The organism is Acidovorax lacteus, from assembly GCF_039540375.1.
Lineage (GTDB): Bacteria > Pseudomonadota > Gammaproteobacteria > Burkholderiales > Burkholderiaceae_C > Acidovorax_G > Acidovorax_G lacteus.
This window is the reverse complement of record NZ_BAABEX010000026.1, coordinates 32625-59340: the sequence shown is the minus strand read 5'-3', so window position 1 is coordinate 59340 and position 26716 is coordinate 32625. Positions and strand designations below refer to the sequence as shown.

At 69.3% G+C, this 26716-nt stretch carries 28 protein-coding genes; 15 read left to right on the top strand and 13 right to left on the bottom strand.

What is annotated here, in order from left to right; genetic code table 11:
- Positions 1-606: 606 nt before the first annotated feature.
- Complete coding sequence (locus ABD866_RS11940; RefSeq protein ID WP_345065192.1) at positions 607-2469, top strand: phosphoenolpyruvate carboxykinase (GTP); 1863 nt, start codon at positions 607-609, stop codon at positions 2467-2469.
- 160 nt (positions 2470-2629) lie between these two features.
- Here ABD866_RS11940 and ABD866_RS11935 read toward each other — a convergent pair whose 3' ends face one another.
- Positions 2630-3070 carry a hypothetical protein gene (locus tag ABD866_RS11935; RefSeq protein WP_345065189.1) on the bottom strand — a complete coding sequence of 147 codons (441 nt, stop codon included), beginning with the start codon at positions 3068-3070 and terminating at the stop codon, positions 2630-2632.
- Between the two features lie 123 nt (positions 3071-3193).
- Here ABD866_RS11935 and ABD866_RS11930 point away from each other — a divergent pair, with 123 nt between their 5' ends.
- The 5 genes from ABD866_RS11930 (at position 3194) to ABD866_RS11910 (ending at position 7164) form a co-directional block, all read left to right on the top strand.
- On the top strand, positions 3194-4159 hold the full coding sequence (locus tag ABD866_RS11930; RefSeq protein ID WP_345065186.1) for a LysR family transcriptional regulator: 966 nt from the start codon (positions 3194-3196) through the stop codon (positions 4157-4159).
- 9 nt (positions 4160-4168) lie between these two features.
- Complete coding sequence (locus ABD866_RS11925; RefSeq protein ID WP_345065183.1) at positions 4169-5014, top strand: metallophosphoesterase; 846 nt, start codon at positions 4169-4171, stop codon at positions 5012-5014.
- 106 nt (positions 5015-5120) lie between these two features.
- On the top strand, positions 5121-5543 hold the full coding sequence (locus ABD866_RS11920; RefSeq protein ID WP_345065180.1) for a universal stress protein: 423 nt from the start codon (positions 5121-5123) through the stop codon (positions 5541-5543).
- A gap of 180 nt (positions 5544-5723) precedes the next feature.
- Complete coding sequence (locus tag ABD866_RS11915; RefSeq protein WP_345065178.1) at positions 5724-6179, top strand: fasciclin domain-containing protein; 456 nt, start codon at positions 5724-5726, stop codon at positions 6177-6179.
- Between the two features lie 28 nt (positions 6180-6207).
- On the top strand, positions 6208-7164 hold the full coding sequence (locus ABD866_RS11910) for a fasciclin domain-containing protein (RefSeq protein WP_345065175.1): 957 nt from the start codon (positions 6208-6210) through the stop codon (positions 7162-7164).
- Positions 7165-7282: 118 nt separating this feature from the next.
- On the opposite strand, the gene ABD866_RS11905 is transcribed toward ABD866_RS11910, so the two are convergent.
- Together ABD866_RS11905 and ABD866_RS11900 are read right to left on the bottom strand one after the other, a co-directional pair.
- Positions 7283-7897, bottom strand: coding sequence for a TetR/AcrR family transcriptional regulator (locus ABD866_RS11905; RefSeq protein ID WP_345065173.1), 615 nt, complete (start codon positions 7895-7897; stop codon positions 7283-7285).
- A 124-nt stretch (positions 7898-8021) separates the two neighbouring features.
- The gene (locus ABD866_RS11900; protein ID WP_345065170.1) at positions 8022-8936 is read right to left on the bottom strand and encodes a LysR family transcriptional regulator ArgP; all 915 of its coding nucleotides are present in this window, start codon (positions 8934-8936) and stop codon (positions 8022-8024) included.
- 134 nt (positions 8937-9070) lie between these two features.
- Here ABD866_RS11900 and ABD866_RS11895 point away from each other — a divergent pair, with 134 nt between their 5' ends.
- Positions 9071-10408 carry a D-amino acid dehydrogenase gene (locus tag ABD866_RS11895; RefSeq protein ID WP_345065166.1) on the top strand — a complete coding sequence of 446 codons (1338 nt, stop codon included), beginning with the start codon at positions 9071-9073 and terminating at the stop codon, positions 10406-10408.
- Between the two features lie 48 nt (positions 10409-10456).
- Here ABD866_RS11895 and ABD866_RS11890 read toward each other — a convergent pair whose 3' ends face one another.
- The gene (locus ABD866_RS11890; protein ID WP_345065163.1) at positions 10457-11197 is read right to left on the bottom strand and encodes a hypothetical protein; all 741 of its coding nucleotides are present in this window, start codon (positions 11195-11197) and stop codon (positions 10457-10459) included.
- Positions 11198-11301: 104 nt separating this feature from the next.
- On the opposite strand from ABD866_RS11890, the gene ABD866_RS11885 reads away from it, so the two are divergent.
- Together ABD866_RS11885 and ABD866_RS11880 are read left to right on the top strand one after the other, a co-directional pair.
- Positions 11302-11985 carry a TetR/AcrR family transcriptional regulator gene (locus ABD866_RS11885; RefSeq protein WP_345065160.1) on the top strand — a complete coding sequence of 228 codons (684 nt, stop codon included), beginning with the start codon at positions 11302-11304 and terminating at the stop codon, positions 11983-11985.
- A 187-nt stretch (positions 11986-12172) separates the two neighbouring features.
- Positions 12173-12739 (top strand): flavodoxin family protein, encoded by a 567-nt coding sequence (locus ABD866_RS11880; protein ID WP_345065157.1) that lies wholly within the window; start codon positions 12173-12175, stop codon positions 12737-12739.
- Positions 12740-12939: 200 nt separating this feature from the next.
- Here ABD866_RS11880 and ABD866_RS11875 read toward each other — a convergent pair whose 3' ends face one another.
- The gene (locus ABD866_RS11875) at positions 12940-13701 is read right to left on the bottom strand and encodes a YdcF family protein (RefSeq protein ID WP_345065154.1); all 762 of its coding nucleotides are present in this window, start codon (positions 13699-13701) and stop codon (positions 12940-12942) included.
- Positions 13702-13805: 104 nt separating this feature from the next.
- Here ABD866_RS11875 and ABD866_RS11870 point away from each other — a divergent pair, with 104 nt between their 5' ends.
- Complete coding sequence (locus ABD866_RS11870) at positions 13806-14618, top strand: phosphatase PAP2 family protein (protein ID WP_345065151.1); 813 nt, start codon at positions 13806-13808, stop codon at positions 14616-14618.
- A gap of 30 nt (positions 14619-14648) precedes the next feature.
- Here ABD866_RS11870 and ABD866_RS11865 read toward each other — a convergent pair whose 3' ends face one another.
- A complete protein-coding gene (locus tag ABD866_RS11865; RefSeq protein ID WP_345065148.1) occupies positions 14649-15428 on the bottom strand; it encodes an alpha/beta fold hydrolase in 780 nt (259 codons plus the stop codon).
- A 189-nt stretch (positions 15429-15617) separates the two neighbouring features.
- Here ABD866_RS11865 and ABD866_RS11860 point away from each other — a divergent pair, with 189 nt between their 5' ends.
- Positions 15618-16061 carry a flavin reductase family protein gene (locus ABD866_RS11860; RefSeq protein ID WP_345065206.1) on the top strand — a complete coding sequence of 148 codons (444 nt, stop codon included), beginning with the start codon at positions 15618-15620 and terminating at the stop codon, positions 16059-16061.
- A gap of 80 nt (positions 16062-16141) precedes the next feature.
- On the opposite strand, the gene ABD866_RS11855 is transcribed toward ABD866_RS11860, so the two are convergent.
- Positions 16142-17896 (bottom strand): phosphoethanolamine transferase, encoded by a 1755-nt coding sequence (locus ABD866_RS11855; RefSeq protein WP_345065145.1) that lies wholly within the window; start codon positions 17894-17896, stop codon positions 16142-16144.
- A 95-nt stretch (positions 17897-17991) separates the two neighbouring features.
- On the opposite strand from ABD866_RS11855, the gene ABD866_RS11850 reads away from it, so the two are divergent.
- Together ABD866_RS11850 and ABD866_RS11845 are read left to right on the top strand one after the other, a co-directional pair.
- Positions 17992-18660, top strand: a complete 669-nt coding sequence (locus ABD866_RS11850) for a winged helix-turn-helix domain-containing protein (RefSeq protein WP_345065142.1) — start codon at positions 17992-17994, stop codon at positions 18658-18660.
- Entirely contained in the window at positions 18657-20036 is a 1380-nt protein-coding gene (locus ABD866_RS11845; protein ID WP_345065138.1) for a sensor histidine kinase, read from the top strand. The genes ABD866_RS11850 and ABD866_RS11845 overlap by 4 nt, the downstream gene beginning before the upstream one ends.
- 36 nt (positions 20037-20072) lie before the next feature.
- Here ABD866_RS11845 and ABD866_RS11840 read toward each other — a convergent pair whose 3' ends face one another.
- Positions 20073-21554, bottom strand: a complete 1482-nt coding sequence (locus ABD866_RS11840) for a DUF4832 domain-containing protein (protein ID WP_345065135.1) — start codon at positions 21552-21554, stop codon at positions 20073-20075.
- Between the two features lie 201 nt (positions 21555-21755).
- On the opposite strand from ABD866_RS11840, the gene ABD866_RS11835 reads away from it, so the two are divergent.
- Positions 21756-22358: an MOSC domain-containing protein gene (locus ABD866_RS11835; protein WP_345065132.1), complete on the top strand. Its 603-nt coding sequence runs from the start codon at positions 21756-21758 to the stop codon at positions 22356-22358.
- A 40-nt stretch (positions 22359-22398) separates the two neighbouring features.
- Here ABD866_RS11835 and ABD866_RS11830 read toward each other — a convergent pair whose 3' ends face one another.
- The 4 genes from ABD866_RS11830 to minC are packed head-to-tail and all read right to left on the bottom strand — an operon-like array spanning position 22399 to position 24745.
- Positions 22399-22809, bottom strand: coding sequence for a VOC family protein (locus tag ABD866_RS11830; RefSeq protein WP_345065130.1), 411 nt, complete (start codon positions 22807-22809; stop codon positions 22399-22401).
- Positions 22810-22838: 29 nt separating this feature from the next.
- Positions 22839-23099, bottom strand: a complete 261-nt coding sequence (minE, locus tag ABD866_RS11825; protein ID WP_345065127.1) for a cell division topological specificity factor MinE — start codon at positions 23097-23099, stop codon at positions 22839-22841.
- 5 nt (positions 23100-23104) lie between these two features.
- Positions 23105-23920 carry a septum site-determining protein MinD gene (gene minD, locus ABD866_RS11820; protein WP_345065124.1) on the bottom strand — a complete coding sequence of 272 codons (816 nt, stop codon included), beginning with the start codon at positions 23918-23920 and terminating at the stop codon, positions 23105-23107.
- A 57-nt stretch (positions 23921-23977) separates the two neighbouring features.
- On the bottom strand, positions 23978-24745 hold the full coding sequence (gene minC, locus ABD866_RS11815; RefSeq protein ID WP_345065121.1) for a septum site-determining protein MinC: 768 nt from the start codon (positions 24743-24745) through the stop codon (positions 23978-23980).
- A 189-nt stretch (positions 24746-24934) separates the two neighbouring features.
- Here minC and ABD866_RS11810 point away from each other — a divergent pair, with 189 nt between their 5' ends.
- Positions 24935-25861 carry a DMT family transporter gene (locus tag ABD866_RS11810; protein ID WP_345065118.1) on the top strand — a complete coding sequence of 309 codons (927 nt, stop codon included), beginning with the start codon at positions 24935-24937 and terminating at the stop codon, positions 25859-25861.
- A 74-nt stretch (positions 25862-25935) separates the two neighbouring features.
- On the opposite strand, the gene pssA is transcribed toward ABD866_RS11810, so the two are convergent.
- Positions 25936-26529 (bottom strand): CDP-diacylglycerol--serine O-phosphatidyltransferase, encoded by a 594-nt coding sequence (gene pssA / locus ABD866_RS11805; protein WP_345065203.1) that lies wholly within the window; start codon positions 26527-26529, stop codon positions 25936-25938.
- Positions 26530-26716: the final 187 nt, after the last annotated feature.

Below are 26716 nucleotides of genomic sequence, written 5' to 3'. Positions count from 1 at the left end.
CTGTCGCTCGGATTCGCCGATCTGCTCGTAGCTTTTCTTGTTGATCATGATGGCCTCATTCTGGAAGGTGTTGCACTTCAGATTTGAGGGCGCCAAGCACAAACAGCTATTTCGACCATGAAGACCCGGGCAGCGATGTGCTTGCCAGACCCGGCCCGCTGCCTGCGCCACCACCGCAGCGCTACACCCACCCAGTCGCAGCCATCGCCCCGACCGCGGGCCGCTCGACGCCGAGCGCGCGTCCGTCGCGCCATCGCCCGCAGGCCAGCGCGCCTTCACCACGTCGGCTTTCCGCCCTGGCAGGCCCGGGCCGCGGCGCCACGGCACGGCATGCATAACCCCATGTGTTGTTTGCATAGTTTTCCGACCGTTCGCACACACAGGAGAAGGCGGTCTTCATAAAATCGTCATCCCAGCCGACCCGCGGACACCGTGGCGCCCCTCCCGCACCCCGTGGGCCAGGTGGCCGGTCCGCCCGCCGACTGAGCACGAAAGCCGTTTTTTCAAAGGCAGCGCTCAGCTCTTGCACCTGCGCAGGCCGTCCGTTGCGTTCCCCGGGATCCGCTTCCTTTGAAAAAACGATTTTTCAACTTAGGAAGCCTCCCGATGAACGCACCCACCATGCAGGGCCTGAATCTCAACGCCCCCGCTTACGTCAAAAACGCCCGGCTGCTGGCCTGGGTGGCCGATATGGTCGCCCTGTGCAAACCCGCCGCCATCCACTGGTGCGACGGCAGCCAGGAGGAATACGACCGCCTGTGCCAGCAGCTCGTCGATGCCGGCACCTTCAAGAAGCTGAACCCGGCCAAGCGCCCGGGCAGCTTCCTCGCCTGGTCCGACCCGTCGGACGTGGCCCGTGTGGAAGACCGCACCTACATCTGCTCGGCCCGCAAGGAAGACGCTGGCCCGACCAACAACTGGATGGCCCCGGCCGAGATGCGCGCCACGCTGCAACCGCTATTCGACGGCTGCATGAAGGGCCGCACCCTGTACGTGGTGCCCTTCAGCATGGGCCCGCTGGGCTCGCCCATCGCCCACATCGGCATCGAACTGTCCGACAGCCCTTACGTGGCCGTGAACATGAAGATCATGACCCGCATGGGCCGTGCCGTGTACGACGTGCTGGGCGTGGAAGGCGAGTTCGTGCCCTGCGTGCACACCGTGGGCGCGCCGCTTTCGCCCGGCCAGAAGGACGTGGCCTGGCCCTGCAACAAGACCAAGTACATCGTGCACTACCCCGAGACGCGCGAGATCTGGTCGTACGGCTCGGGCTACGGCGGCAACGCGCTGCTGGGCAAGAAGTGCTTTGCGCTGCGCATCGCCTCGACCATGGGCCGCGACCAAGGCTGGCTGGCCGAGCACATGCTGATCCTGGGCGTGACCAGCCCCGCAGGCAAGAAGTACCACGTGGCCGCCGCCTTCCCCAGCGCCTGTGGCAAGACCAACTTCTCGATGCTCGTGCCCCCGGCTGGCTTCGAAGGCTGGAAGGTCACGACCATCGGCGACGACATCGCCTGGGTCAAGCCCCAGGCCGACGGCAGCCTGCGCGCCATCAACCCCGAAGCCGGCTACTTCGGCGTGGCCCCGGGCACGAACACGCTCACCAACCCCAACTGCATGGCGAGCCTGGACAAGGACGTGATCTTCACCAACGTGGCGCTGACCGACGACGGCGACGTGTGGTGGGAAGGCATGGACAAGGACTCGGGCAACCTGCCCGCGCACCTGATCGACTGGCAGGGCAAGGACTGGACACCCGAGATTGCCAAGCAGACCGGCGCCAAGGCCGCGCACCCCAACGCCCGCTTCACCGTGGCCGCCACCAACAACCCTGCGCTCGACAGCGCCTGGGACGACCCGGCCGGCGTGAAGATCGACGCCTTCATCTTCGGCGGCCGCCGCTCTACCACGGTGCCGCTGGTCACCGAGGCCCGCGACTGGACCGAAGGCGTGTACATGGCTGCCACCATGGGATCTGAGACCACGGCCGCGGCCTTTGGCCAGCAGGGCGTGGTACGCCGCGATCCGTTCGCCATGCTGCCCTTCATGGGCTACAACATGAGCGACTACTTCCAGCACTGGCTGAACCTGGGCGCCAAGCTGGCTGGCCAGGGCGCGCAACTGCCCAAGATCTTCTGCGTGAACTGGTTCCGCAAGGACGAGGCCGGCAAGTTCGTCTGGCCCGGCTACGGCGAGAACATGCGCGTGCTCAAGTGGATGATCGACCGCATCGAAGGCCAGGCCCAGGGCGAGGCCACGGCGCTGGGCACGGCCCCGCGCTACGAAGAGATCAACTGGAGCGGCCTCGACTTCTCGCGCCAGGCCTTTGATGTGGCCACGCGCATCGACCCAGCTGCCTGGAAGGAAGAGCTGGGCCTGCACGCCGCGCACTTCGAGCAGCTGGCCTATCACCTGCCGCAGGAGCTGCTGGCCACCAAGGCCGCGCTGGAGCAACGCCTGGGCGCCTGACCCGACGCGGGGCACTGTCCCCGCGGGCGTAATGCGTAAGACCGCCCTTGAGGCGGTCTTTTTTTGGCGCTTTGCACTGCCAGGGTCGGCATCGCACGCCTGGGCCGGGCGTAAAAAAACCGCGGCATGCGGCCGCGGTTCTCAAAGGCTGGGAGCTGGATCAGCGGTAGTAGCGCGCGTCCGGAATGCCCAGGCGGTCGCGCGCCAGGATCAGGTCGGCCATCACGCGGTAGTCCTGCGTGGCCAGATTCCAGGTGCGCTCGTCTTCCGCTGCCAGACGGCGGGCTTCGGCCCAGCGGCCCCAGGCGGCACGCAGTGCCAGACCGGCGCGGCGGGTGGGCGTGGCCAGCAGGGCCAGGGCGGCAAAGGCCACCACCCACAGCACCATCCAGGCGGCCAGCAGATGGCCTTCGCTCCAGGTGTCGATCACTTGGTTGGCCACCACCAGCAGGGCCGAAACCACGGCGGCGAGCAACAGCGTGGCGGTGCCACGGGCCCCTTCAAAACCTTGGGTGGCGTCCTTCAAGGCCGCCACGGCGTTTTCTGCGCGAACCACCCCGGGGTGTTGGGTGGGATAGTCGATGTGTACAAAGCTGGTCATGGTGTTTCCCTTTCGGTCGCTTGTGGCGAAGTTGTCTGTCGATGGCGAGATATTAGGGTTTACCCCATTACGATTCAACTTTATCTTGTGAATTCACAACATTCACATCGAGAATGAAGTGCCATGAACTTCCGCTCGCTCGACCTGAACCTGCTGCGCGTGTTTGACGTGGTGATGGCCGAACGCAGCCTGACGCGCGCGGCCCAGCGGCTGTCGCTGACGCAACCCGCGGTGAGCAATGCCATGCGCCGCCTGCGGGATGCGGTTGGAGACGATCTGGTGGTGCGCAGCGGCGCAGGCATCGAGCCCACCCCTCGCGCACTGGCGCTCTGGCCGCCGGTGCGGGAGGCACTGGCACAGCTGCAAGACACGCTGGCACCGGGGCAGTTCGATCCGGCCTCGGCAGGATCCACCTTTGTGCTGGCCATGGCCGACGCCACGGCCGCCACGCTCGTGCCCTTTCTGGTGCAGATTCTGGAGCGCGAGGCGCCCGGGGTGTCGGTACGCGTGGTGCCCCTGACCACGCGCGACCCGCGGCGCCTGCTGGCCGAGGGCACGGCCGACATGGCGGTGGGCCACTTCCCGGCCGTGCTGGCCGACCTGACGGCGCGCGCCCAGGCGGGCGATGCGGTGGGTTTTGAAAGCCGCCGCCTCTACGACGGGCAATACGTGTGCGTCATGCGCCAGGGCCACCCGCTGGCTGCGCAAACGCTCACGCTCGACGCGTACTGCGCGGCGCGCCACATGCTGGTGAGCTTTTCTGGCCGACCGTACGGCTTCATCGACGAGGCGCTGGCATCGCTCGGGCGCGAGCGCCGGGTGGTGCTCACGGTCAACCAGTTCTTCACCACGGGGCGCGTGGTGCTGGAGTCGGACCTGCTCACCGTGCTGCCGCGGCACTTCGTGCCGGTCACAGGCATTGCCGAGGCGCTGGTGGAGCGCCCGCTGCCCATGGACGTACCGGCCGTGCACGTGGACGCGCTGTGGCCGCGCCGGGGCGGGCAGGACACCGCGCTGGCCTGGTTGCGCCAGGCCCTGGTGCGCAGCGCGCGACAGGCCTTTGCCGAGCCCCTGGCCGACGCCCCCTAGACTGCGCGCATGAAGATCCAGCTGCTGTCCGATCTGCACCTCGAAGCCCATCCACAGTTCCGCGCCACACCCGCCCCTGGCGCCGATGTGCTGGTGCTGGCCGGTGACATCGGCTCGTACCAGTCGGGGTCGCTGCTGGTGTCGGAACACTTTGGCCTGGAGGCGTTTTCGCCGCTGCCTCAGTACGGCGCATGGCCGGTGCCCGTGGTGCTGGTGCCTGGCAACCACGAATACGACGCCCAAGACTTCGATGCTGCACGCCTGCGCCTGCGCCGCAGTTGCGACCAACTGGGCATTGCGCTGCTCGACTGCGACACCCTGCGCCTGGGCGGCACAGAGTTCGTGGGCACCACGCTGTGGAGCGACTTCGATGCGCTGGCTGAGCACCAGGGCCTGTCCGACGACACCCAGCGGGCCAAGGCCCGGCACAAGGCCTTCCGCGCGGCCGACTTCTACCTGGCCAAAACGGGCGCCACGCGCGACGGCATGCCGTTTCTGGCCGAAGCCGTGCGCGAAGAAGCCCTGCGCTGCCAGGCGTGGCTGCGCGATGCGCTGTCGCATCCGCGATCCGGCCCGCGCGTGGTGGTGACCCACTTTGCCCCCAGCCTCCGCAGCGCCGATCCGCGCTACGGCCTGGTGCCCGGTACGGCGGGCTTCTGCAACGCGCTGGATGGCCTGCTGGAACATGCCGATGTGTGGCTGCATGGCCACCTACATGCGCCATCGCGCTACACCGTGCAGGGCCACAATGCAGCCGGCCAGCCATGGCGCTGCACCGTGGTCGCCAATCCGTTGGGCTATGCACGCAAGGGCGAGCAGGATACCTTCGACCCGCATGCATGCGTCACCGTATGATCGCGCCGGGGTCGGGCGCCCCGGGCGCCGCCGAAAACATGACCCAGGTCAAGACAACAAACCGCTGCGCCGTTTAGCCTGAACCATCACAACCTGGAGAACACGCATGAACATCCTGCTCGCCGTGGACGGCAGTGCCTACACCAAGAAGATGCTGGCCTATCTGGCCACCCACGAAGAACTGCTGGGCACGAAGCACGACTACACCGTGCTGACGGTGCAATCGCCCTTGCCCACGCGTGCGCGCTCGGCCTTGGGCAAAGACATGGTCGAGAAATACTACGCCGACGAGTCCGAGAAAATCGTCGCACCTGTGTGCAAGTTCCTGGCCCGTCATGGCGTGGACGCCAAGCGTGTGGTCAAGGTCGGTCCGGTGGCCGAGACCATCGGCAAGGTCGCTGAAGGCGGCAAGTTTGACCTGCTGGTGATGGGCTCGCACGGCCACGGCGCGCTGGCCACGCTGGTGATGGGCTCGGTGTCCACGCAAGTGCTGGCCCACAGCAAAGTGCCTGTGCTGCTCGTGCGCTGACGTACCTACCGCGGTCACTCCGCAAGCCCCGCCGGTTCGCCCGCGGGGCTTTTTTGCATCCATTTGAAACCAACTGGTCACGAGATAACTGATTGGTTTACACAGCGACCAATTGGTTATATATTCCGCCCCACGCCCATCCTGGCGTGGACTTGCAAACCGATGCAAAGGAAGCTGACCATGAAAAAGACCCTGATCGCACTGGCCCTGACAGCAGGCACCGCAATGAGCGCTCTGGCGCAGGACATCGTGGACACGGCCGTGAAGGCCGGCAACTTCAAGACCCTGGTGGCCGCCGTGCAGGCCGCCGGTCTGGTGGACACGCTCAAGGGCCCGGGCCCGTTCACCGTGTTCGCTCCCAGCGACGAAGCTTTCGCCAAGATCCCCAAGGCCACGCTCGACGGGCTGCTCGCTGACAAGGCCGCGCTGACCAAGGTGCTGACCTACCACGTGGTGCCGGGCAAGGTGATGGCTGCCGACGTCAAGGCCGGCAAGGTCAAGACCGTGCAAGGCCAGGAGATCACCGTGAGCACCACCGGCGGCGTGAAGGTGGACCAGTCCAAGGTCGTGGCCACCGATGTGGCCGCCAGCAACGGCGTGATCCATGTGATCGACACCGTGCTGATGCCCAAGTAATCCACCCGCCGTGACGGAGGAGCACCCCATGAACACCCTGAACACCCCTTCCCTGGCCCGTCGCCGTGTGCTGATGGGCGCGGCCGCTGGTTTGGCCATCCCCCTGCTGCAAGCCTGCGGCGGCGGTGACGACGAGCCCGCAGTGCAGCGCAACGTGGTCGAGTTGGCCCAGGCCACGCCCGAGTTGAGCATCCTGGTCGAAGCCGTTGTGGCGGCCGGTCTGGCCAACACGCTGAGCAGCAACACCGTGACGGTGTTCGCGCCGACCAACGCCGCGTTCGCTGCGCTGCTCACGGAACTGGGCATCACCAAGGAAGCGCTGCTGGCCGACAAGCCGCTGCTGACCGCCGTGCTGACCTACCACGTGCTGGGCACGCGGGTGGCGCGCGCCGATGTGCCGCTGGGCAAGGCCATCGCCCCCCTGGGTGGCGGCTTCTTCAAGGTGGAATCGTCGGGGGGCCTGAAGATCACCGACGGCCGCAACCGCGTGAGCACGATCACCACCACGGACATCGCAGCCACCAATGGCGTGGTGCACCTGATCGACCGCGTGATCCTGCCAGCCAACCGCGACATCGTGGCCACAGCCCAGGCCCTGCCGGAGTTCAGCATCCTGGTGGAGGCGGTGGTGGCTGCGGGGCTGGTCGACACGCTCAAGAGCGCGGGTCCGTTCACGGTGTTCGCTCCGACCAACACGGCTTTTGCCGCACTGCTGACCGAGCTGGGCACCACCAAGGACGCCCTGCTGGCCAACAAGGCGCTGCTGACCAAGGTGCTCACTTACCACGTGGTGGGTGCGCGCGTTCTCAAGGGCGAGGTGCCCGTGGGCACCGCCATTGCCACGGTGCAGGGTCAGACCTTCACCGTCAACAGCAACCTGCAGATCACCGACCGCAGCAACCGCACGAGCCAGATCACGGCGACCGATGTGTTCACGAGCAACGGCGTGATCCACGTGATCGACCGCGTGATCCTGCCGACCTGACGGCAGCACCCTGCGCCGCAGGGTATGCATGGAAAAAAGCCCGGCGATGCCGGGCTTTTTTTTGGCTGCGGCGCGCAGGCCGCGGTGTCTGGTCTCGAAGAAAAAGCGTGCCCGCCGCTCAACGCGCGCGCAGTCCGTCAAAGCAGGTCTGCAGCACCAGTTCCACGATCTGCTCGGGCGTGAACTGACCGCTTTCCTTGAGGAAGCTCACCACCGGATCGCACGCGCGTGCGTACAAGGTGTACAGCACCACCAGCGGCGGCAGCGTGGGATTGATCAGGCCTTGGGCCTGGGCTTCGGTGATCCATTCGCCGATCTGGTCGCTCACCGTGAGCAGGCCGTTGAGATACTCCTTGTTGGCCATGAGCACCGCGCGCAAGGTGGAATTGCGGCTGGGCAGCAGCGGCATCTCGTTGGCCATCAGGCGCTCAAGCGACCAGCGCACCAGCGCCCGCAGCTTTTCCAGCGGGGGCTGCTCGGCCGGCAACGTGGCCACATAGTCGTGCACGCGACCGAGAATCTGCACCATGGCCGCACTGCACAGCTCTTCCTTGCTGCAAAAGTGCTTGTACAGGCTGGCCTTGGCAATGCCCACCGCAGCGGCGACATCGTCCATGGTCATGGCGTCGAAGGCTTTCTCGCCCAGCAGACGACAAGCGGCCTGCAGGATCGCGTCCTCGCGCGCCAGATGCATCTGCTCCTTGAAGGAAACTTTGGGGGTGGGCGTAGACATGCCCTCTATCCTATACATTCCAGTAAAAAAATAAATGGATCAGTTGCTCTACAACTACGCAGTTCATTTCGCAACCCTGTGTAGCAGACCCTGATCCGCACCCCGGCACGGGGGAGACGGCCACTCAGGGCTGCACCAGCGTGTCGGCCGCAGTGCTGGTCAGGGCAGCGGTCAGGGCATCCAGCAGTTCAGACTCCAGATTCCAGCAGTGCCAGTAGAGCTGGATCGGCAGGGAGCAACCCGGCGCCAGATCGACAAAGCTGCCATCCGCAAGCCGGCCGCGCACCAGCAACTCCGGCACCACGCCCACCGCCCAACCGGCGTCGACGGCGCGCATCTGTGCCTCGGTGCTGGGCACGAACAGATGGTGCAGCGCGACCCGCTTGAGTCCAAAGGCCCGGGCTACGAACTCTGCCGCCATGTCGTCCTTGCGGTTGAACGACAGAAACGACACCTCGCGGAAGTTGTGCGGGGTCAGTCCCTGCGGCAGTTGGCGCGACGCGAACTCGGCCGACGCCACCGCCACGTAGTGCATGGCCCCCAGCGGCACCATGCGGCAGCCGCGCAGTGCCTGCTTGAGCGTGGTCACGCAGCCCAGCACCTGGCCCGAACGCAGCCACTCCTGCGTGAAGTCCTGGTCGTCCACGATGATTTCGAGCGGCAGGCGCTCGCGCACCAGGTCGTGCAGCGCGCCCATGGCCCAGGTGGCAATGCTGTCGGCGTTGATGGCGATCGAAATGCGCTCGTCCTCGCGCGAGCCGCCGGGCGCGCTGGGGGCCAGCTCCTGCAGGTCGCGCTCCAGGTCGGCGCGCAGCAGGCGCAACTGCTTGGTGTGCTTGAGCAGCAGTTGCCCGGCCGATGTGGGCCGCAGCGGGCGGCTGCGCACGATGAGCACCGAGCCCACCTGTGCCTCCAGCGCGCGCAGGCGCTGCGACACGGCCGACTGGGTCACGTTCAGGCGCTGGGCGGCGCGTTCAAAACCGCCTTCCTCCACGATGGCCGCCAGGCATTCCAGGGCCGCAGGATCGTAGGTGCTCATGGACAGGTCTCCACCAGAACAGGCCAGCAGCGCAGCCCCCAACCACGGGGGTATCGCATTAGTTGACCTGATGTTTTTTGAAGAAGTTTAATTTTGCTTTTGCGCCGATGCAATGTCGGAGAGACTTCGGCTCCATGAAAACCATCGTTTTGGGCGCCGGCATCATCGGCATCAGCACGGCCTGGCATCTGCTGGAGCGGGGACATGACGTCGTCGTCGTGGACCGCCAGCCCGATGCCGCGCTCGAGACCAGTTTTGCGAACGCGGGCCAGATTTCGGTCAGCTACTGCGAGCCGTGGGCCAACCGCGAAGCCCCGCTCAAGGCGCTCAAGTGGATGTTCGACCACGAAGCCCCGCTGCTGTTTCGCCCGCAGCTCGACTGGCAGCAGTGGCGCTGGGGCCTGCAGTTCCTGTCGCAGTGCAACGACACGGCCTTCGAGCGCAACGTGCAGCAGATCGTGGCGCTGGGCGCGTACAGCCACACGGCGCTCAAGGAGTTGGTGGCCAGCACCGGCATCGAATACCACCGGCTCGAGCGCGGCATCGCGCATTTCTACACCGACCAGAAGTCGTTTGACGACGCAGGCCATGCGGTGGAAGTCATGCGCAAATACGGTGTGCAGCGCCGCCTGGTGAGCCGCGAAGAGCTGCTGCAGATCGAGCCCGCCTTCCGCGCCTATGGCGACCGCATCACCGGCGGCACCTACACCAGCACCGACGAAAGCGGCGATGCGCGGGTATTCACCCAGGCGCTGGCACGCCTGTGCGCGCAACGCGGGGCGCAGTTCCTGTACGGCCACGACGTGCTGCGCCTCAACAAGATCGGCGATGCTATTGATTCTGTAGCACTGATTCCAAGAGAATCAAGCACAACAGGCCGAAAAGACTTCATCCTCAAAGGCGACGCTTTCGTGGTGGCCTGCGGTTCGTACACCGCACCGCTGCTGCGCACCGTGGGGGTGGACCTGCCCATCTACCCGGGCAAGGGCTACAGCGCCACCTTCCCGCTGCTCAAGCCCGAGGCTGCGCCGCAGGTCTCGACCATCGACGACGGCCGCAAGATTGCCATGAGCCGCCTGGGCAACGTGCTGCGCGTGGCCGGCACCATCGAGCTGGGCGGCTTCGACCTGTCGCTGGACAGCCCCGTGGCCCGCGCCCGCTGCCACATGCTGTCGCGCCGCATCGAAGAGATCCTGCCCGGCGTGTGCGACACCCGCACGCCCGAGCAGGGCGGCAACCCGCAGTACTGGACAGGCCTGCGCCCGGCCACGCCCACCAACATCCCGTTCATTGGCCGCACCCGCGTGGGCAAGCTTTGGGTCAACGCCGGCCACGGCACGCTGGGCTGGACGCATGGCGCGGGCTCCGGCAAGGCGCTGGCTGAACTGATCAGCGGCCAGGCCCCGGCCATGGACTTCGGCTTTCTGGGCATGCCGCGCAAGGCGCGCCCCGTGGCCGCGCTCGCGGCCTGAACGGCCCTTTACACCGAGCGGGCCACGCCGCGGCCCGTCCACCGCGCATCACCCCTTCAGGAAGGGTGCGCGGTAGGGCAGGGGCACCTCCAGCGGCGGGGCGGGCCACACACCGGCCAGCGTCAGCACCAGCAGGGTGCCCAGCAACACCCCCGCCGCGCCGCACAGCGCGAGCGCCCACCGCGCGCGGGCGGGCGGCATATTCCAGTACAGCGCACAACCGATGTGCACGCCCAGTGCCGCAACGGCCAGCGCGTAGTACGGCGCAAAGAACCCGCTCCACAACGGCACATGCAGCCCGGCGGCGGCAAAGTACCAGTTGGTGTCCAGCCCCTGCACGCGCGCCTGCAGCACCGCGCTCACGTGCACCAGCAGGAACAGCGCCAGATACCCACCCGACAGCGCCTGCAGCCAGGCCACTGCCCCGCGCCGCTGCGCACGCCCCCGCCAGAGCAGCACGGCCCCGCTGCCCACCTGGAACAGCGCGCTCGCCAGCAGCAGCGCCTCGGCCACGGGGTGGCGGTACACCTGCCGCAGCGCATCGAGCACCGCCTGGTGCGCGGCAGGCCCCGCCAGTGCTGCCAGGTGCGCCAGCACATGCACCAGCGCGAAAGCGCCCATGACCATCGCGCTCGCGCGGTGCCAGGGCCGCAGCGCCCCGCCCCGGCGCAGGTGCCGCGCCGCGCCCCAGGCCAGCGCAGCGGCCAGCAGCGCGGCCAGGCCCAGCGGGCCGAGCGGAACGAACACAGCACCGCCCGAGGCGGCAGGCAGCAAGGCAGCGGCAGACATCACACAAGGCTCCTGAAGACGGGTGGTGCAAAACGACCACCGGGCGCAGAATAGGCCGCCGCCCGTGCATCGGCTACTCGCTTTGCGCTCAGGTTTTGTCCACCATGCCGCCGCCCGTCGACCCTGCGTCCACACCACCTTCCGCCGCCACCCAGCGCCGCCGCGCACCGCGGCAGGAGCGCGCGCAAGTCACGGTGGAGGCGATCTTCGAGGCCGTGGCCCAGATCGTGGCCACCGAAGGCGAGGCCGCACTCACCACCAACCGCATCGCCGAGCGTGCCGGGGTGTCGGTGGGCTCGCTCTACCAGTACTTTCCGAGCAAGGAGGCCATCGTCACCGCCCTGCTCGACCGCCACTGCACGCAGGTGATGCGCGAGTTGGACGCGCTGCTCGCCCAGGCCCTGCACGAGCACTGGCCAACCGAGCAACAGGTGCGCCGCTATGTACGCCACTACCTGCAGGCGTTCGGAGGCGGGCCTGAGTCGGAGCGAGCGCTCGCCCGCCTCGCCTGGCGGCAGGACGAGCGCGCGGCCCTGCTGGTGGCCGTGCGCGGCGCGAGCGAGCGGCTGGCCCTGCATCTGCAGCGCCTGGCGCGCCAGCAGGGCCTGCCCGTGCCCGACGCGGCGCAGCTCTTCGTGCTCACGCGCGGCGTGATGGGCGCGGTGCGTGCGGCGTCGCTCGAAGCCTCGCCCCTGCTGGGCAGCGCCGAACTCGAGGACGCGCTGGTGCGGCTGTGCCTGGCCGTGCTGGGGCTACCGCCACCGCCCACGCCCACTGGCACCGCCTAGGGAAGCGCTGCACGAATCACGCGGCAAGTGTGCGCTGCGGATCGGGATGGTCTGCAAGGCGCAAAGCGCAGCAATAGCCGTCGCGATTGCGAGCATTTGCGACGCCGCAGGCCGCCCGAGTCCGCAAATGCACACGGCACGGCGAACCGTGCAGAGGCTCCCTCGGCAGCGGCGCTACGATCGCCACATGCACACCCCGGACACTTCTCACTACCTGTTCCTCTGCGCCTCGACCCGCGAACCCGGGCACGAAGGCAACACCGAATGGCTGGCCCGCCAAGCCGCGGCCGCCCTGCCCGCCAACGCGCAGCAGACCTGGATGTCGCTGCCCCGGCTGCAACTGCCCGCCTTTGTGGACCAGCGCCACACCACGGGCACCTACGCGCCGCCCGAAGGCGACCTCAAAACCCTGCTCGACGCCACGCTGGCCGCCACGCACCTGGTGCTGGTCGCGCCCGTGTACTGGTTCAGCATTCCGGCGCCGCTCAAAGCCTACCTCGACCACTGGAGCGCCTTTTTGCGCGTGCCGGGGCTCGACTTCAAGGCCCGCATGGCCCCCAAGCCGCTGTACCTGGTGACCACCAGCGGTGACCGCGCCAAGGCCCAACCCATGATCGACTCGGTGCAGCTGTGCGCGCAGTTCATGGGCATGCCCTGGGGCGGCGCGCTTTGGGGCAAGGGCGGTGCGCCCGGGGCCGTGGCGCAGGATGCCGAGGCCGTGCAGGCAGCGGCGCGCTTTTTGTCGGCGGGCTAGGGAAGCGCTGCATCACCCTCGCGAGGATGCGCGGGTGCGGCTCGGGATGAACCACAAGGCGCTTTTTGCAGCCCATAGCCGCGCGATGGGCAAGAAAAGCAACGCAGCGGACCGCCCGAGGCCGTGCCCGCGCAGACCGCAGGGCGTTATACAGACCTTCCCTCGGACCTGTTCACGCCATTTTGGCCCGCGCGCAGGCCCTAACGCAGCCGCTCGCGCAGCGCCCCCAGCCGCTGCGCAAGAATGCCCAGCCACTCGTGCAGCGCCAGGCTGCTGTCGGCCAGCGAGGCCGCGCGCGGCAGCACGGCCGTCCAGCCCTGGGGGCGCGGCGGGCGCAGGCCCATGGGGGCGGGAATTACCTCCAGCCCTTCGCGCTCGAACCACCAGGCCGCGCGGCGCATGTGCCAGCCGTGCGTGACCAGGGCCACGCGGCGCACGCCTGCGGCCTTGAGCAAGGGGGCCGAGCGGCGTGCGTTCGAGGCCGTGTCCAGCGACTCGGATTCCACCCAGCGCACGCGGCCGCGCAACTCGCGTTCGATCACCTCTTTCATGATCACGGCCTCGGGCCGCGTGCCGTCGGGCGCGCCGCCGGTGGCCAGCAGCGGCAGGCCCGTCATGCGCTGCAAGTGCGCGGCGTAGCGCACGCGCTCGCGTGCGCCGCGGCTGAGCGCATCCAGCCCGTACTCGGGTGCGAGCGTGTACGCCCCGCCGCCCAGCACCACGATGGCCTGTGCCGGGGCCAGCGCCTGGGGTGTGGCCGGCCCGGCCGACTGCAGGCCCTTGAGCAGCCCGTCGGCCACCAGGGGGGTGGAGAGCACCAGCAGCGACAGCAGCGAGGCCAGGGTGAGCGCCGTGCCGGTGCGCCGGTGGCGGCGTGCGATCCACAGGCCCAGCAGGGCGAGCAGCACGCAGACCATGGGCGGCATCAGCAGCGCGGTCAGAACTTTCTTGAGCAGGAACATCGGCTTCGCATAATGCCCGGTTTGCGCGCCAGCGGCCGGGTGTCGGGCCGTGGCGCAACCTGTCTGCTGGATCTGCCGTGACTGTTGACGCTTCTCTGCCCCTGATGACCTCTGCTTCTGCGCTGGCCACCTCCGTGGCGCAGCATGTAGGCGCCACCTGGCTGCTGGGCCTGCTGCCCGCTTGCGCGCTGGGCGCAGCCGCCCTGTGGTGGGGCCGCCGCTGGCGCGTGCCGCACGAGCCTGTGCAGGGCCGTGGCCTGCCGCTGGCCACGGCGCATCTGGTGGCCGCGGCCCTGCTGTGGCTGTTGGCGGCCGGGCTCTTCAGCCAGGTGGCGGCGCAGGTGGCGGCGGGCCGCGGCATCGTGGCCTTTGACACCGCCCTGCACGCCGCGCTGGCACAGACGGTGCCCACCCCGACGCTGCACTGGGCGCTGGTGCCCACCTGGCTGGGCAACCCGCCCACCGTGGTGGCGCTCACGCTGGGGGTGACGGGCTTTCTGCTGTGGCGTCGCCAGCGCGTGCTGGCGCTGGGTTGGGTGGCAGCGGTGGCGGGCAATGCGCTGCTGAACAAGGCGCTCAAACATGGCATCGAGCGTGTGCGCCCCCTGCACGAGCACGGCGTGCTGGTGGAAACAGGTTTCAGCTTTCCCAGCGGCCACGCCTCGGGCACGCTGGCCACATACGGCATGCTGGCCTATCTGGTGGTGCGCCTGGCACCGCGCGCCTGGCACCTGCCGGCGGTGCTGGCGGCAGCGGGGCTGGCCTGGTCTGCAGCGTACGCGCGGGTGGTGCTGCAGGTGCATTACGCCAGCGACGTGCTGGTGGGCCTGTGCAACGGCGCGGCCTGGCTGGCGCTGTGCATCCTGAGCGTGGAGCTGGTGCGCCACCGCACGCCGGGCCTGCACCGGCGCGGCTGACACAGGCCGCGCACTGCGGCCGGCAGGCGCTCAGTGCAGCGTGCGGGTTTCGTCCAGAAACGCGAGCAGCGCGTCGTCGAAAGCGTCCGGGTCTTCAAGCTGCGGCCAGTGGCCCACGTGGGGCAGGCTCAGGTGGCGCGCATCGGGCAGCACCTGGGCCAGCGCCTGCAGGGCTTCGGGCGGAGTGCAACGGTCGCGTCCGCCCCCCACCAGCAAGGTGGGCATGGGCAGGCGGGCCAGCGTGCGCGCATCGCGGTCGAAGGTGGGCAGCGCCTGCAGTGCGCGGCGGTACGCCCCGGCGTACACCTGCGACAGCGCATGCTCGGCCAGGCGCACGCCTTCGGGCAGCACGCCGCTGCCCACGAAGCGCGGCACCAGGGTTTGCGCGAGCACGGCCATCGAGGCGCTGCGCTCCAGCGCCTCCAGGCGGGGCTGCACCCAGGCGGCTTCGGCCTGCGCATCGAGGGCCGGGCCGCCTGCGCACAGCACCAGCCGGCCCACGCGGCGCGGCTCGCGCACCGCCAGCTCCAGCGCCACCATGGCCCCCAGACCGTGCCCAACCAGTGTGGCCTGCGGGCAGCGCAGCGCATCGAGCAGCGCCAGGCAGCTCGCGGCCAGGCCCTTGAAGCCATAGGGTTCGATGGGCGCGCTGTGGCCGTAGCCCGGCATGTCCCAGGCCACGGCGCGGTAGCCCGCGTGGGCCAGGCGCTCGACCTGGGGCGCAAAGGTCAGGTGGTCGCCGTCGGCGTCGTGCAGCAGCACGACGGTGGGGCCAGCGCCCAGGGTGGTGAAGTGGGGAATGGATGGCATGGCTGAGGACGCGGGCTTGGGGCCGCGCGCCTGCACGGTGGCGGGGGCCAGCCCATAATAGTTCACGGTCGGGCCTGCGCCCGGCACTTCTCTTTTGCCCGCCTGCCCCCCGTGACATTCCTTTCTGCCCGCCCTGCCCTGGCCCGCGCCCCGAGCTTCAGCGCCCGCGAGTTCCGCGATGCGCTGGGCATGTTCGCCACCGGCGTGACCATCGTGAGCGCGCGCAGCGCCACGGGCGATCTCATCGGGCTCACGGCGAGTTCGTTCAATTCGGTGTCGCTCTCGCCCCCGCTGGTGGTGTGGAGCCTGTCGCGCTCGGCGTCGTCGATGGCCGTGCTGGCCGACGGCTCGCACTACGCGATCAATGTGCTGGCGGCCGATCAGAAGGCGCTGGCCGAGCGCTTTGCCACGCGCGGCGTGGACCGCTGGGCGGGTGTGGAGCACACGCCCGGCATTGCGGGCGCGCCGCTGATCGCAGGCACGGTGGCCAGCTTTGAATGCTTCAACCGCAGCCGCTACGAAGAAGGCGACCACGTGGTCTTCATCGGCGAGGTGGAGCGTTGCCAGCACGACGCATCGCGCTCGCCGCTGCTCTACCACGGCGGCCGGTTCTACACCGAGCACCCTTTGTAGCGCCCTGCCGATTCAAAGCGTTTTAGGCCGTTCGTGCTTGAAATCCAAGCACGAGCAGCTATCGAATCAATAGCAAACGATCAGGAGGCCTGCGCCACGCGCTGTGTGGCCGGGCGGCAGCTCGCGAACATGTCGAGCCCCTGCTGGTAGGTGGGGCTGCGCACATCGAGCAAGCCCAGCACCGAGTGGTAGAGGTTGTCGTGCGTGAGCGGCTGGCCCAGGCCGGCCTGCAGGCAGGCGGTGTCGATGCCGCGGCGCGCGCCCAGCGGGCCCAGGGCGGCCACCAGGGGCACGTGCTTTTGCACGTCGGGGGCCACGGCATAGGGCATGCCGTGCAGGTACAGGCCCATCTCGCCCAGCGATTCGCCGTGGTCGGACACGTACACCATGCCGCCGTCGTAGCGGTCTTTGCGCGCGGCGATCCAGTCGAGCGTGCGGCCGAGGAAGTGGTCGGTCTCCCGGATCGAGTTGTCGTACACGTTGATGAGCTGGTCGCGCGGGCAGTCGGCCAGCGCATGGGTGCGGCATTCGGGCTCAAACACCTTGCGCTCGGGGGCCGAGCGGCGGTGGTAGGCCGGGCCGTGGCTGCCCATCTGGTGCAGCACCAGCACCACGCCGCGCGCACGCGCGTCTTCGGGCAGGCGGGCGATGCGCTCGTCCAGGCCTTCGAGCATCAGCAGGTCCAGGCATTCGCCGTCGGTGCACAGGGCCTGGCCTGCGGGGGTCTTCTGGGCGTCATCGGTCGATGCGCTGGGCACACGCTCGCACACGCCCTTGCATCCGGCCTGGTTGTCCAGCCACAACACGGCCAGGCCTGCGGTCTGCAACACGTCGAGCAGGTTGTCGTACTGGGCCACGCGCTTGAGGTAGCCGCTGCGCCCCAGGTGCGAGAACATGCAGGGCACCGATTCGAGCGTGCTAGTGCCGCACGAGCGCACGTTGGTCCAGCTCAGCACGCCGCGGCGAGCGAGTTCGGGCGTGGTGTCGCGCTCGTAGCCGTTCAGGCCGAAATGGTCCGAACGCGCCGTCTCGCCCACCACCAGCACCAGCAGGGGCACGCGCTCAGCGCCCTGGGCGGCCGTCAGGCCCGGGCCCAGCGTCGCGCCCGCGGCAATGCTCACAAACGGCTTGGGCCGCTTGAACAGCGGCTTGACCACCACGTCCAGCGTCGAGAGCACCGGGCTGGCCGGGTTGAGCATGAAGCGCAGCGCCATGTTGTTGCGCACCACGGGTGCCAGGTCGCGGTACATGGCGAAGACCGAGCCCACCAGCACCAGCGCAGCGGCCACGGCCATGGCCGTGGTGCGCCACAGGCTGCGCAGGGCACCGGCACGCTGCACCGGCACCTGCCACAGCCACACCAGCGGCACCACCACCACCACCGCCAGGTGCAGCAGCAGCAGGGGGTGCAGCAGGTCGGCGCTTTCGCTCGCGTGCGTCTGGAGCACGTTGCGCACCATGCCCGGGTCCACCACCGTGCCATAGGCCAGCATGAAATGCTGGGTGGCCGCAGCCACCACCAGCAGCAAGGCCCATACAGGCTTCATGCCCCGTGGCCAGGCCGTCAGACTCAGCACCATGGTCAGCGCCGGCACCACCAGCAGCAGAAACTGCGCGCGCAGCACCCAGGGCGAGCCGTTGTGCCCGTCCACATGGCCCAGGCGCATCCACAGCGCCCAGTTGGCCGTGACGGTGAACCACAGCACGAGGATGAACACAATCGCCTGCGGGCTGCGCGGGGCGCGCCACGCGGCCAGCATTCGTTCGCGCCAGGTGGGCGCAACCCGGGCCGATGCCGCCACAGCGGGCGAAGAAGAAGCAGAAGAAGTCAGCATGGCCCCGACCATAAAATTCGGGCCTGAAGCAGGCCTGAACCCTTTTGTCAGACTGCGTTCATCTTGGCCCCCGGGCCCCTGAACAAAGGCTTTGCGTGCGCATCCTGCTGGTCGAAGACGATCTGCCCCTGGCCGAGGCCGTCTGCAGCTACCTGCGCGGACGCAGCTACACCGTGGACCATGTGCCCACGCTGGCGGCCGCACGCGCGCACCTGGTGGGCGCGGCCTATGAGGCCGTACTGCTCGACCTGCACCTGGGCGACGGCGACGGGCTGTCGCTGCTGCCCCTGCTGCGCGCCCTGCCGCAGGTGCCCGTGACGCTGGTGCTCACCGCGCGCGACCAGGTCAGCGACCGCATCCGCGGCTTGGACGCAGGGGCCGACGACTACCTCGTCAAACCCTACGACCCCGAAGAACTGCTGGCGCGGCTGCGCGCCGTCAACCGCCGCCGTGCGGCCACGCACGACCCGCTGGTGCAGGTGGGCGCCCTCGAAATCGACCTGGGCCGTGAACTGGTGCGGCTCAGCGGCCGGCCGGTGCTGCTCACGCCCAAAGAATGGGCGCTGCTGCGCGTGATGGCCGCGCGCCCCGAGCATGTGCACACGCGCGAGGCCCTGCTGGACGCGCTGTACGGCTTTGACGAAGAGGCCGACAGCAACACGCTCGAAGTGTTTGTGAGCCGGCTGCGCCGCAAGCTCGGCCGCGACGCAATTGCCACGCTGCGCGGCCAGGGCTACCGGCTCGCCGGGGGCGGCGCAGCATGAACACTGCCGCCTTCGTCGGCCGCCCGGCCGCCCCGCGGCTGGCCGAGCGGCTCACGCGCTCGCTGCTGTGGGTGCTGGCCGCCGTCTGGCTGGCCAGCATCGTGGGCGTGTCGCTCTACCTCAACCGGCAGATCAACCGCAACTTCGACCACGAACTCGAAGAAAGCGCCCACCGCATGATGGAGGCGGCGCTGTACCAGGTGGCCGCCCAGGGAGAGCCCACGACGCCCCAGCCGCTGCTGGCGGCGGAGCCCCTGTTTGACAGCACGCCCCTGGTCTATCAGCTGGTGCGCACGCCCGACCGCGTGCTGCTGCGATCGCAACACGCCCCGGTGCAGCCCTTTGCCGTGCCGCTGCGCCAGGGCTACTACAACGTGAAAGACTGGCGGGTGTACGTGGCCCAGCACCCGCAGGAGCCGCTGTACCTGCTGCTGGCCGACCCCCTGGCCGAGCGCAGCGAAGCCCTGCAGCAGGCGCTGTTCACGCTGCTGCTGGCCGCCGTGGTGGTGCTGTCGCTGCTGGCCTGGCTGCTGCGCCGCGTGGCCGAGCGCGAGCTGCGCGTGCTTGGGCAGTTGCAGGCGCAGATCGGCCAGCGCGGCGGGCGCGACCTGAGCGCGCTGCACCTGGCCGACCTGCCGCTGGAGCTGCGCGCCGTGGGCGAGGACATCAACCGCCTGCTCGCGCGCCTGGCCGAAGCCCTGGACGTGGAGCGGGCGCTGGCCGCCAACGCCGCGCACGAGTTGCGCACACCGCTGGCCGCCGCCACGCTGCGCCTGCAGACCGCACTCGACCAGGGCGGCCCGCAGCCCGACGTGCAGGCCGCGGTGGCCGCGCTGCGCACCCTGGCGCAGCGCACCGAGAAGCTGCTGCAGCTCTCGCGCGCCGAATCAGGCGCGGCCTGGCAACGCGTGCCGGTGCCGCTGGACGCGCTGGCCAGCACCGTGGCGCAGGAGTTCTGGCACGCCAGCGACGACGCCCGGCGGCGGCTGGACCTGGTGCTGGCCGACGAGCCGCTGCCCCCCGTGTGGGGCGACCCGGACACGCTGGCGATTGCGGTGCGCAACCTGATCGAAAACGCCCTGCGCTACAGCGCCGGGGCCGCCGTGACGCTGGAAGTGCGCGCCCCCGCCCAGTTGTGCGTGCACGACCAGGGCCCGGGGGTGGACGCCGAGCGCCTGCGCACGCTGCGCGAGCGGCATGTGCGCCACGCGCGCGACCAGGCGGGCTACGGGCTGGGCTTGTCGATCACCAGCACCATCGTGGCGCGGCACGGGGGCCAGCTCACGCTGGCGTCGCCACCGGCCGGGCAGGCCCGGGGCTTTGAAGCCTGCATCGCCCTGCCGTCCGTGCCCGGGCACCACGGCGCATCGGCCTGAAGCACGCCATGCGGCCCCAGGCTGCGCCCTGGCGCTTCACCGCACCTGCACCGTAGAACCCAGCGCCAGGCGCCCCGTACCGGGCTGCCATTGCACGCCACTGACCACGCTGTCGGCATTGGCGAAGCGCAGGGCATAGGCGGGCTGTGCGGCCAATGCCGGGGCCGCATCCGGCGCGCCGATCAGCACGCGGTAGCTGCCCGGCGCCAGCGCAGCGGGCAGGATCACCGAACCCGCCCATTGCAGCGTGTCACCCGGGGTGGCCTGCCGCAGGTCGGTGCCGGCCAGCGGCAGCGCCGTGGCACGGTCGGCCGCGTCCACCAGATAGAGCGTCAGCGTGCGCGGGTTCAGCGGCCGTGCCCAGCCCTGGTTGCTGAAAGCCAGCGTCCATTCGAGTGCCCCGCCCGCAACCGCCGTGGCCCCGTGTGCCACCGTGTGCAATTGCAGCCGGTAGCCCAGTTTGCGCGACACCTCGGCCAGGCAGCCCTCAGCCTGCCAGCGCGCAAAAAAGCCCTGGTAGTAGTCGCGGTTCAGGTAGGTCATGCGGTAGGCCGCACCCTCGCGCAGGATGTCGCTGCAGGCCATGCGCGCCTGCGCAGGCTGCGGTGGCAGGCAGGTTTCACCCCCCGCCCCCGTGACGCTGGAGGCCGCCTGCGCGTAGCTGCGCAGCGCGGCCGACTGGGCAGACGTGCTGGCCCAGTAGGTGCCCACGTCGTCCGGGCTGGCCAGAAAGCAGTCGTTGTGCAAGCCGATGCGCGCCGCTGCGGGCGGCTGCGCGGCCAGCAACTGGGCGGGCGTGGCCGGTGTCGGATACCAGGCCGCCAGGTCGGCCGGGTAACGCACCTGCAGCGTGCGGCCCGGCGGCAGGGCCTGCAGCAGCGCATCGCGCACGGCGGCCTTGTTGGCCGGCGAGGTCAGGTTGTTGGACGAGGTGTGCCACTCACCCCAGGCCCCGATGAAGCCGCCCTGCAGCACCGCGATGACGTCGGCGTTGGCCTGCAGCACGGGCTGCAACTGGGCGATGTGGCGTTTCACGCGCGACAGCCGCGCGTCCTGGGCGTTGAGGTAGTCGGTCTCGTTGCCCGGGTAGTTGTAGGCAAAGCGCACCACGGCCTTGAGGCCGCGCGCACGCAGCTGCGCAAAGCCCGACTCCAGCGCGCGCAGGTACGAGGCTGGCAGGTCCCGCGTGCGGTAGGCCGACAAGTCGGCCGGGGTATAGACCAGCCGGTGCCCGGCGGCCACCACGCTGTCCAGCTCCGCGGCGCTGAGCCGGGCGGGGTCGGTGGTGAAGCGGTAGAAGCCGCGCTCGGGGTTGGGAAAGTCGAGGTCGGTTGGCTGCAGCGCCACCTCGACCCAGGGCGCGGTCGATCGGGCACTGGCCGCTGCGGTGCCGCCCCCGGGCAGGGCCTCTGGCTGCGACCGTGCGGTGGGGTCGTCCGCCCCCCCGCCGCAGGCCACCAGCCCCACGCACGCCGCCATGGCCGCGGCCCCCTTCCACGATCTGCGATGCGTTTCCATGGCCGCGCCCTGGAGTTGTCTATGGACGCAATGTTCTCAAGACCCCCCTGGCCCTGACACCAGCAGGGTCGTCACAATGGTGAGCAAATGCAACGGGCACGGCGACCGCGGGTGCGGCCGTGCGCAGCGGTGCAGCCCGGGTGTCGCGGATCTGCAACCGCAGCCCTCCGCCTGCGCAGCCGCCCCCACCTCGACCCCACCATGCACCCATCGCCACCGACCGAGACCATCCACATCCGCTACCTGTGCACCGGCGCGGCGCGACGGCTGCAGTTGCACGGGCGCAGCGTGCTCACGGGCATTGGCAAGCAGCCGCGCGAAGGGCCTGTGGCGGTGCACCGCCTGGGCCTGGACGGTGACGAGCAGGCCGACCTGTCGGTGCATGGCGGGCTCGACAAGGCCGTGTACGCCTACCCGGTCGCGCACTACGCCTTCTGGCAGGCGCAGCGGCAGGCCCAGGGCGTGAGCCTGTTCGACGAGGCACTGCCACCGGGCTTTGTGGGCGAGAACCTGGGCATCGACGGCCCGCCCGAGGCCGCGATGTTCGTAGGCGACACCTGGCACTTTGCCGACTGCGTGCTGCGCGTGACCGCGCCGCGCGAGCCCTGCTACAAATTCAGCGGCGTGATGGGCTACGCCCAGGCCGGCCGCGACATGGCGGCGCAGGGCCTGTGCGGCTGTTACCTGGCCGTAGTGCAGGCGGGCACGCTGCGCGCGGGCGAGGTGGGCCGCGTCGTGCCCGGGCAGCGCGCGCTGAGCATTGCCCAGGCGCTGCGGGCCAAGTGGGCCAAGCACCGGCGGTGAGCCGCACGCACGCGTTGAGGGAACAGTCCGCCCGGGCCGGTCAGCCGGTCGCAGCGCCCGGCACCGGATCGTGGCAGACCACGCAGAGCTTGTGCCCTTCGGGGTCGCGGAAGTACGCGCCCCAGTAGTGCGGGTGATAGTGCGGCCGCAGGCCCGGCGGCCCTTCGCAGCGCGCGCCCAGGCGCAGGGCCAGGGCGTGCACGCGGTCCACGGTGGGGCGGTCGGGCGCCAGCAGCGCGTGCAATGTGCCGTTGCCCACGCGGGCCGCAGCCCCATCCCAGGGCCGGCCAATCAGCCACAGCGGACGCGACTGGCCCGGCACCTGCCAGCCCGCCCAGGGGCGCTCGGGCTCGCAAAAGCGGCGCACCCAGCCGAGTTCGCCCAGCACCGCGTCGTAGAACGCGAGCGCCGCCTCGAAGTTGGTCACGCCCAGGTGGATGTGCGAGATCACGGCGGGGCGCGTGCTGGGTCTGGGCGCCCTCAGCGCGCGTCGGGCAGCTCGATCTTGACTTCGAGCACCTCGAGGTTGTCCTGGCGTTCCAGCTGCACCTTGAGGTCTTCGGGGTTGATCTTGACGTACTTGGAGATCACGGCCACCAGCTCGCGCTGCAGCGCGGGCAGGTAGTCGGGCTGGCCGCCGCCGCGGCCGCTGCGCTCGTGCGCCAGGATGATCTGCAGGCGCTCCTTGGCCACGCTGGCCGTCTTCTTTTTCTCGCCCAGCAGAAAGGACAGCAGGGACATGGGACTTACCTCCCGCCGAAGATGCGTTTGAAGAAGCCGGGCTTTTCGGCCTCGGTGAAGCGCAGGGGCTTGTCTTCGCCCAGGAATCGGGCCACGACGTCCTTGTAGGCCTCGCTCACATCCGTGCCCTGGGCATGGATGGCGGGCGTGCCCTGGTTGGACGACTGCAGCACCACCTCGGACTCGGGGACCACGCCGATGAGCTTGATGCGCAGGATGTCCTGGATGTCTTCGAGGCTGAGCATCTGCCCGTCCTGCACGCGGTTCGGGTTGTAGCGCGTGATCAGCAGGTGCTCCTTGACGGGCTCTACGCCCTCGATGGCGCGCTTGGTCTTGCTGCCCAGCATGCCCAGGATGCGGTCGGAGTCGCGCACGCTGGAGACCTCAGGGTTGGTCACGAGCAGCGCCTCGTCGGCGTAGTGCATGGCCATGAGCGCGCCGGTCTCGATGCCCGCGGGCGAGTCGCAGACGATGTACTCAAAGCCCATCTCGGCCAGGTCCTTGAGCACCTTCTCCACGCCGTCCTGCGTGAGCGCGTCCTTGTCGCGCGTCTGGCTGGCGGCCAGCACGAACAGGTTGTCGCACTGCTTGTCCTTGATCAGCGCCTGGTTCAGGTTGGCTTCGCCGTGGATCACGTTGATCAGGTCGTACACCACGCGGCGCTCGCAGCCCATGATCAGGTCGAGGTTGCGCAGGCCGACGTCGAAGTCGATCACAGCAGTCTTGTGGCCGCGCAGGGCGAGGCCGGAGGCAAAGCTGGCACTGGTGGTGGTCTTGCCCACGCCACCCTTGCCGGAGGTCACGACGACGATTTTGGCCATGTGTTGCAGGTTCCCTGTGGGTTGGATGTGGAATGGAATGCGGCGTACCGCGCTGCGTCAGCCCAGCGGCTCAATCAGCAGCTTCTCGCCTTCGAGCCGCACCTGCGCCGGCTTGCCGCGCACGGTGTCGGGCAATTCGGTTTCGGTGGTGCGGTAGATGCCTGCGATGGAGACGAGCTGCGGCTCCAGGCAGGTGGAAAAGATGCGCGCTTCGGTGTTGCCACGCGCACCGGCAATGGCGCGGCCGCGCAGCGGGGCGTACACGTGGATGTTGCCGTCGGCGATCACCTCGGCACCGAAGCTCACCACCGCCATCACCACCAGGTCGCCGCCGCGGGCGTACACCTGCTGGCCCGAGCGCAGGGGCTTGTCCACCACCAGCGTGCCCGGGCCGGGCACCGGCACCTGCACCGGCACTTCAACGGCCACCTCGCGCACCACTTCGCGGATCACCTCGCGCACGGCTTCCGGCGGCGCCTCGTGCCGGGCGGGCGGGGTGTCGGGCGCGATGAAGAAGCCCGCTGCATGGGCGGCCTGCTGCTGCGCGGCGCTGCCGCCGCGTACGGCCACAGGCTGTGTGCGATAGGGGCGCAAGCAGGCGGCCAGGGCGGGAAAGTCGAGCGCGGTGTCGGCGTCGCGCAGCGCGCTCAGGTCGAGCAGCACGGCGTCGTGGTCGAAGAACTCGGGCTCGTCCTGCAGGCGCGCAGCCAGGTCGGCCGCGAACTGCGCGGGGTCGGCGGTCTTGAGCAGCACGGCCACCACCGGCAGCGAAGCGCTCTTGAGATCGAAGCTGTTGCGGGCCAGGCCCGCCGGTTCAACGGCCATGGGGTCGCGGGTTGTGGGGCAGCGCCGGGCGCCGCGCAAAGCCGCAAGTGTACCGGGTGCGCCTAGCATGCCGGGGCCCGGTGGGGCGCCACACGGCAGGCCGCTTCGGCCGCCGTGCGTGGGTCGCGGTGCATGCCGCTGTCACCGCCGCAGCCACGCTCCGGGCACCGCCCTGCCCATAATCGGTGCATGACGTCCCGCCCGCGCAAGAACCACCTCGACGGCCTGGCCGTCGGCCTGCTGCTCGCCTGCTGTTTGTTCTGGGGCTTCCAGCAGGTGCTGGTCAAAGCCACGGTGGCCGAAGTCGCGCCGGTGTTCCAGGCCTTTGTGCGCTTTGCGCTGGCCACGGTGGCCGTGGGCCTGTGGTGCGTGTGGCGCGGCATCCGGCTGGGCTGGGCGCAAGAGCCCGCGGGCGCGGCCCGCGCGGGCCTGCTGGCCGGGGCGCTGTTTGCGGGCGAATTCGCCTGTATTTACCTGGGGCTGCAGTACACCACGGCCTCGCGGCTTACGGTGTTTTTGTACTGCGCGCCCTTCTGGGTGGCGCTGCTGCTGCCGCGCTTTGTGCCGGGCGAGCGGCTGGCGGGCTGGCAGTGGCTGGGGCTGGTGGGCGCGTTTGTCGGCGTGGCCGTGGCCCTGGGCGACGGCCTGCTGGGCCACGCCCGCGCGGCGTTGCCGAACGCCTGGTGGGGCGACCTGTTGGGCCTGGCGGCCGGGCTGCTGTGGGCGCTGACCACGGTGGTGATCCGCACCACGGCGCTGTCGCGCGTGGCCCCGGCCAAGCAGTTGTTCTACCAGGTGGGCGTGAGCGCGGCGGTGCTGCCGCTGCTGTCGCTGCTGCTGGGCGAGCGCTGGAGCCTCGACTGGTCGGCCTTTGCCTGGACCTCGCTGGTGCTGCAGGCGCTCGTGGGCGCGTTTGCGAGCTACCTGGCCTGGATGTGGATGCTGGCCCACTACCCGGCCACGCGCATTTCGGTGTTTGCCTTCCTCACGCCGGTGTTTGCGCTGCTGTTCGGCACGCTGTGGCTGGGCGAGCCGGTCACACCCGGGCTGCTGGGCGCGCTGGCGCTGGTGGCCGCGGGCATTGTGCTGGTCAACCGCAAGCCAGCGGCAGGCTGACGCCACATTGCATGCCAAAATGGCTGCTCGTGCTTGTTTTATAAGCACGAGCAGCTATTAAATTTATAGCAAACTCACAGCTTGGGAATGCGGATGCGGCTGATCATCAGCGAGCCCGACAGGGCAAACAGCAGCACCAGCGGGTGCAGCGTGAAGCCGCCGATCACCCAGGCACCGCCCCAGAGCTGGTCGCGCACCGCGCCCTGCCACGCCGCCAGGGCCAGCACGCCCACGAGCACGATGGACGTGGGAATCGGCGTGCCCTCGAAGTACTTGACCTTGTCGCCCCCGCCCGACAACGCCTCGGCCGTGATGTTGAAGCGCGCCAGACGCGACACCCCGCAAGCCACGAAGTAGGCGAGCACGATGCGGTCGTACAGCCCCTGCATGCCGCAGGCATAGGCCATGATGGCCGGGGCCACGCCGAACGAGATCACGTCGGCCAGCGAATCCAGCTCGCGCCCCATGGCCGAGCTTTTGCGCCGCCAACGGGCGATGCGGCCATCGAGCACGTCGAACACCAGCGCCGCCAGCACCAGCGCGGCCGCATAGAGGATGTGCAGCGTGTCCTGAGTCTCCAGGTAGGTCATGGCCGAGAACAGCGCGCCCACGCCGCAGACCGCGTTGCCCAGCGTGAACCAGTCGGCCAGGTGGAATTCGCGGATCATCGAAAAGCGCTTGGGGCGCGGCGGTACGGGTGGGGGCGATGCTGGAGGCGGCGATGACGGCATGGCGGGCAGGACTCCTCTTCAAACAGACTGCGGGCAGCGGGCGGGCCCACGGCGCAACCCCTCGGGCGACCCACTGTGCGACAGACTGCGCGGACGACGGGGCCAACCATTGTGCGGGCGATTC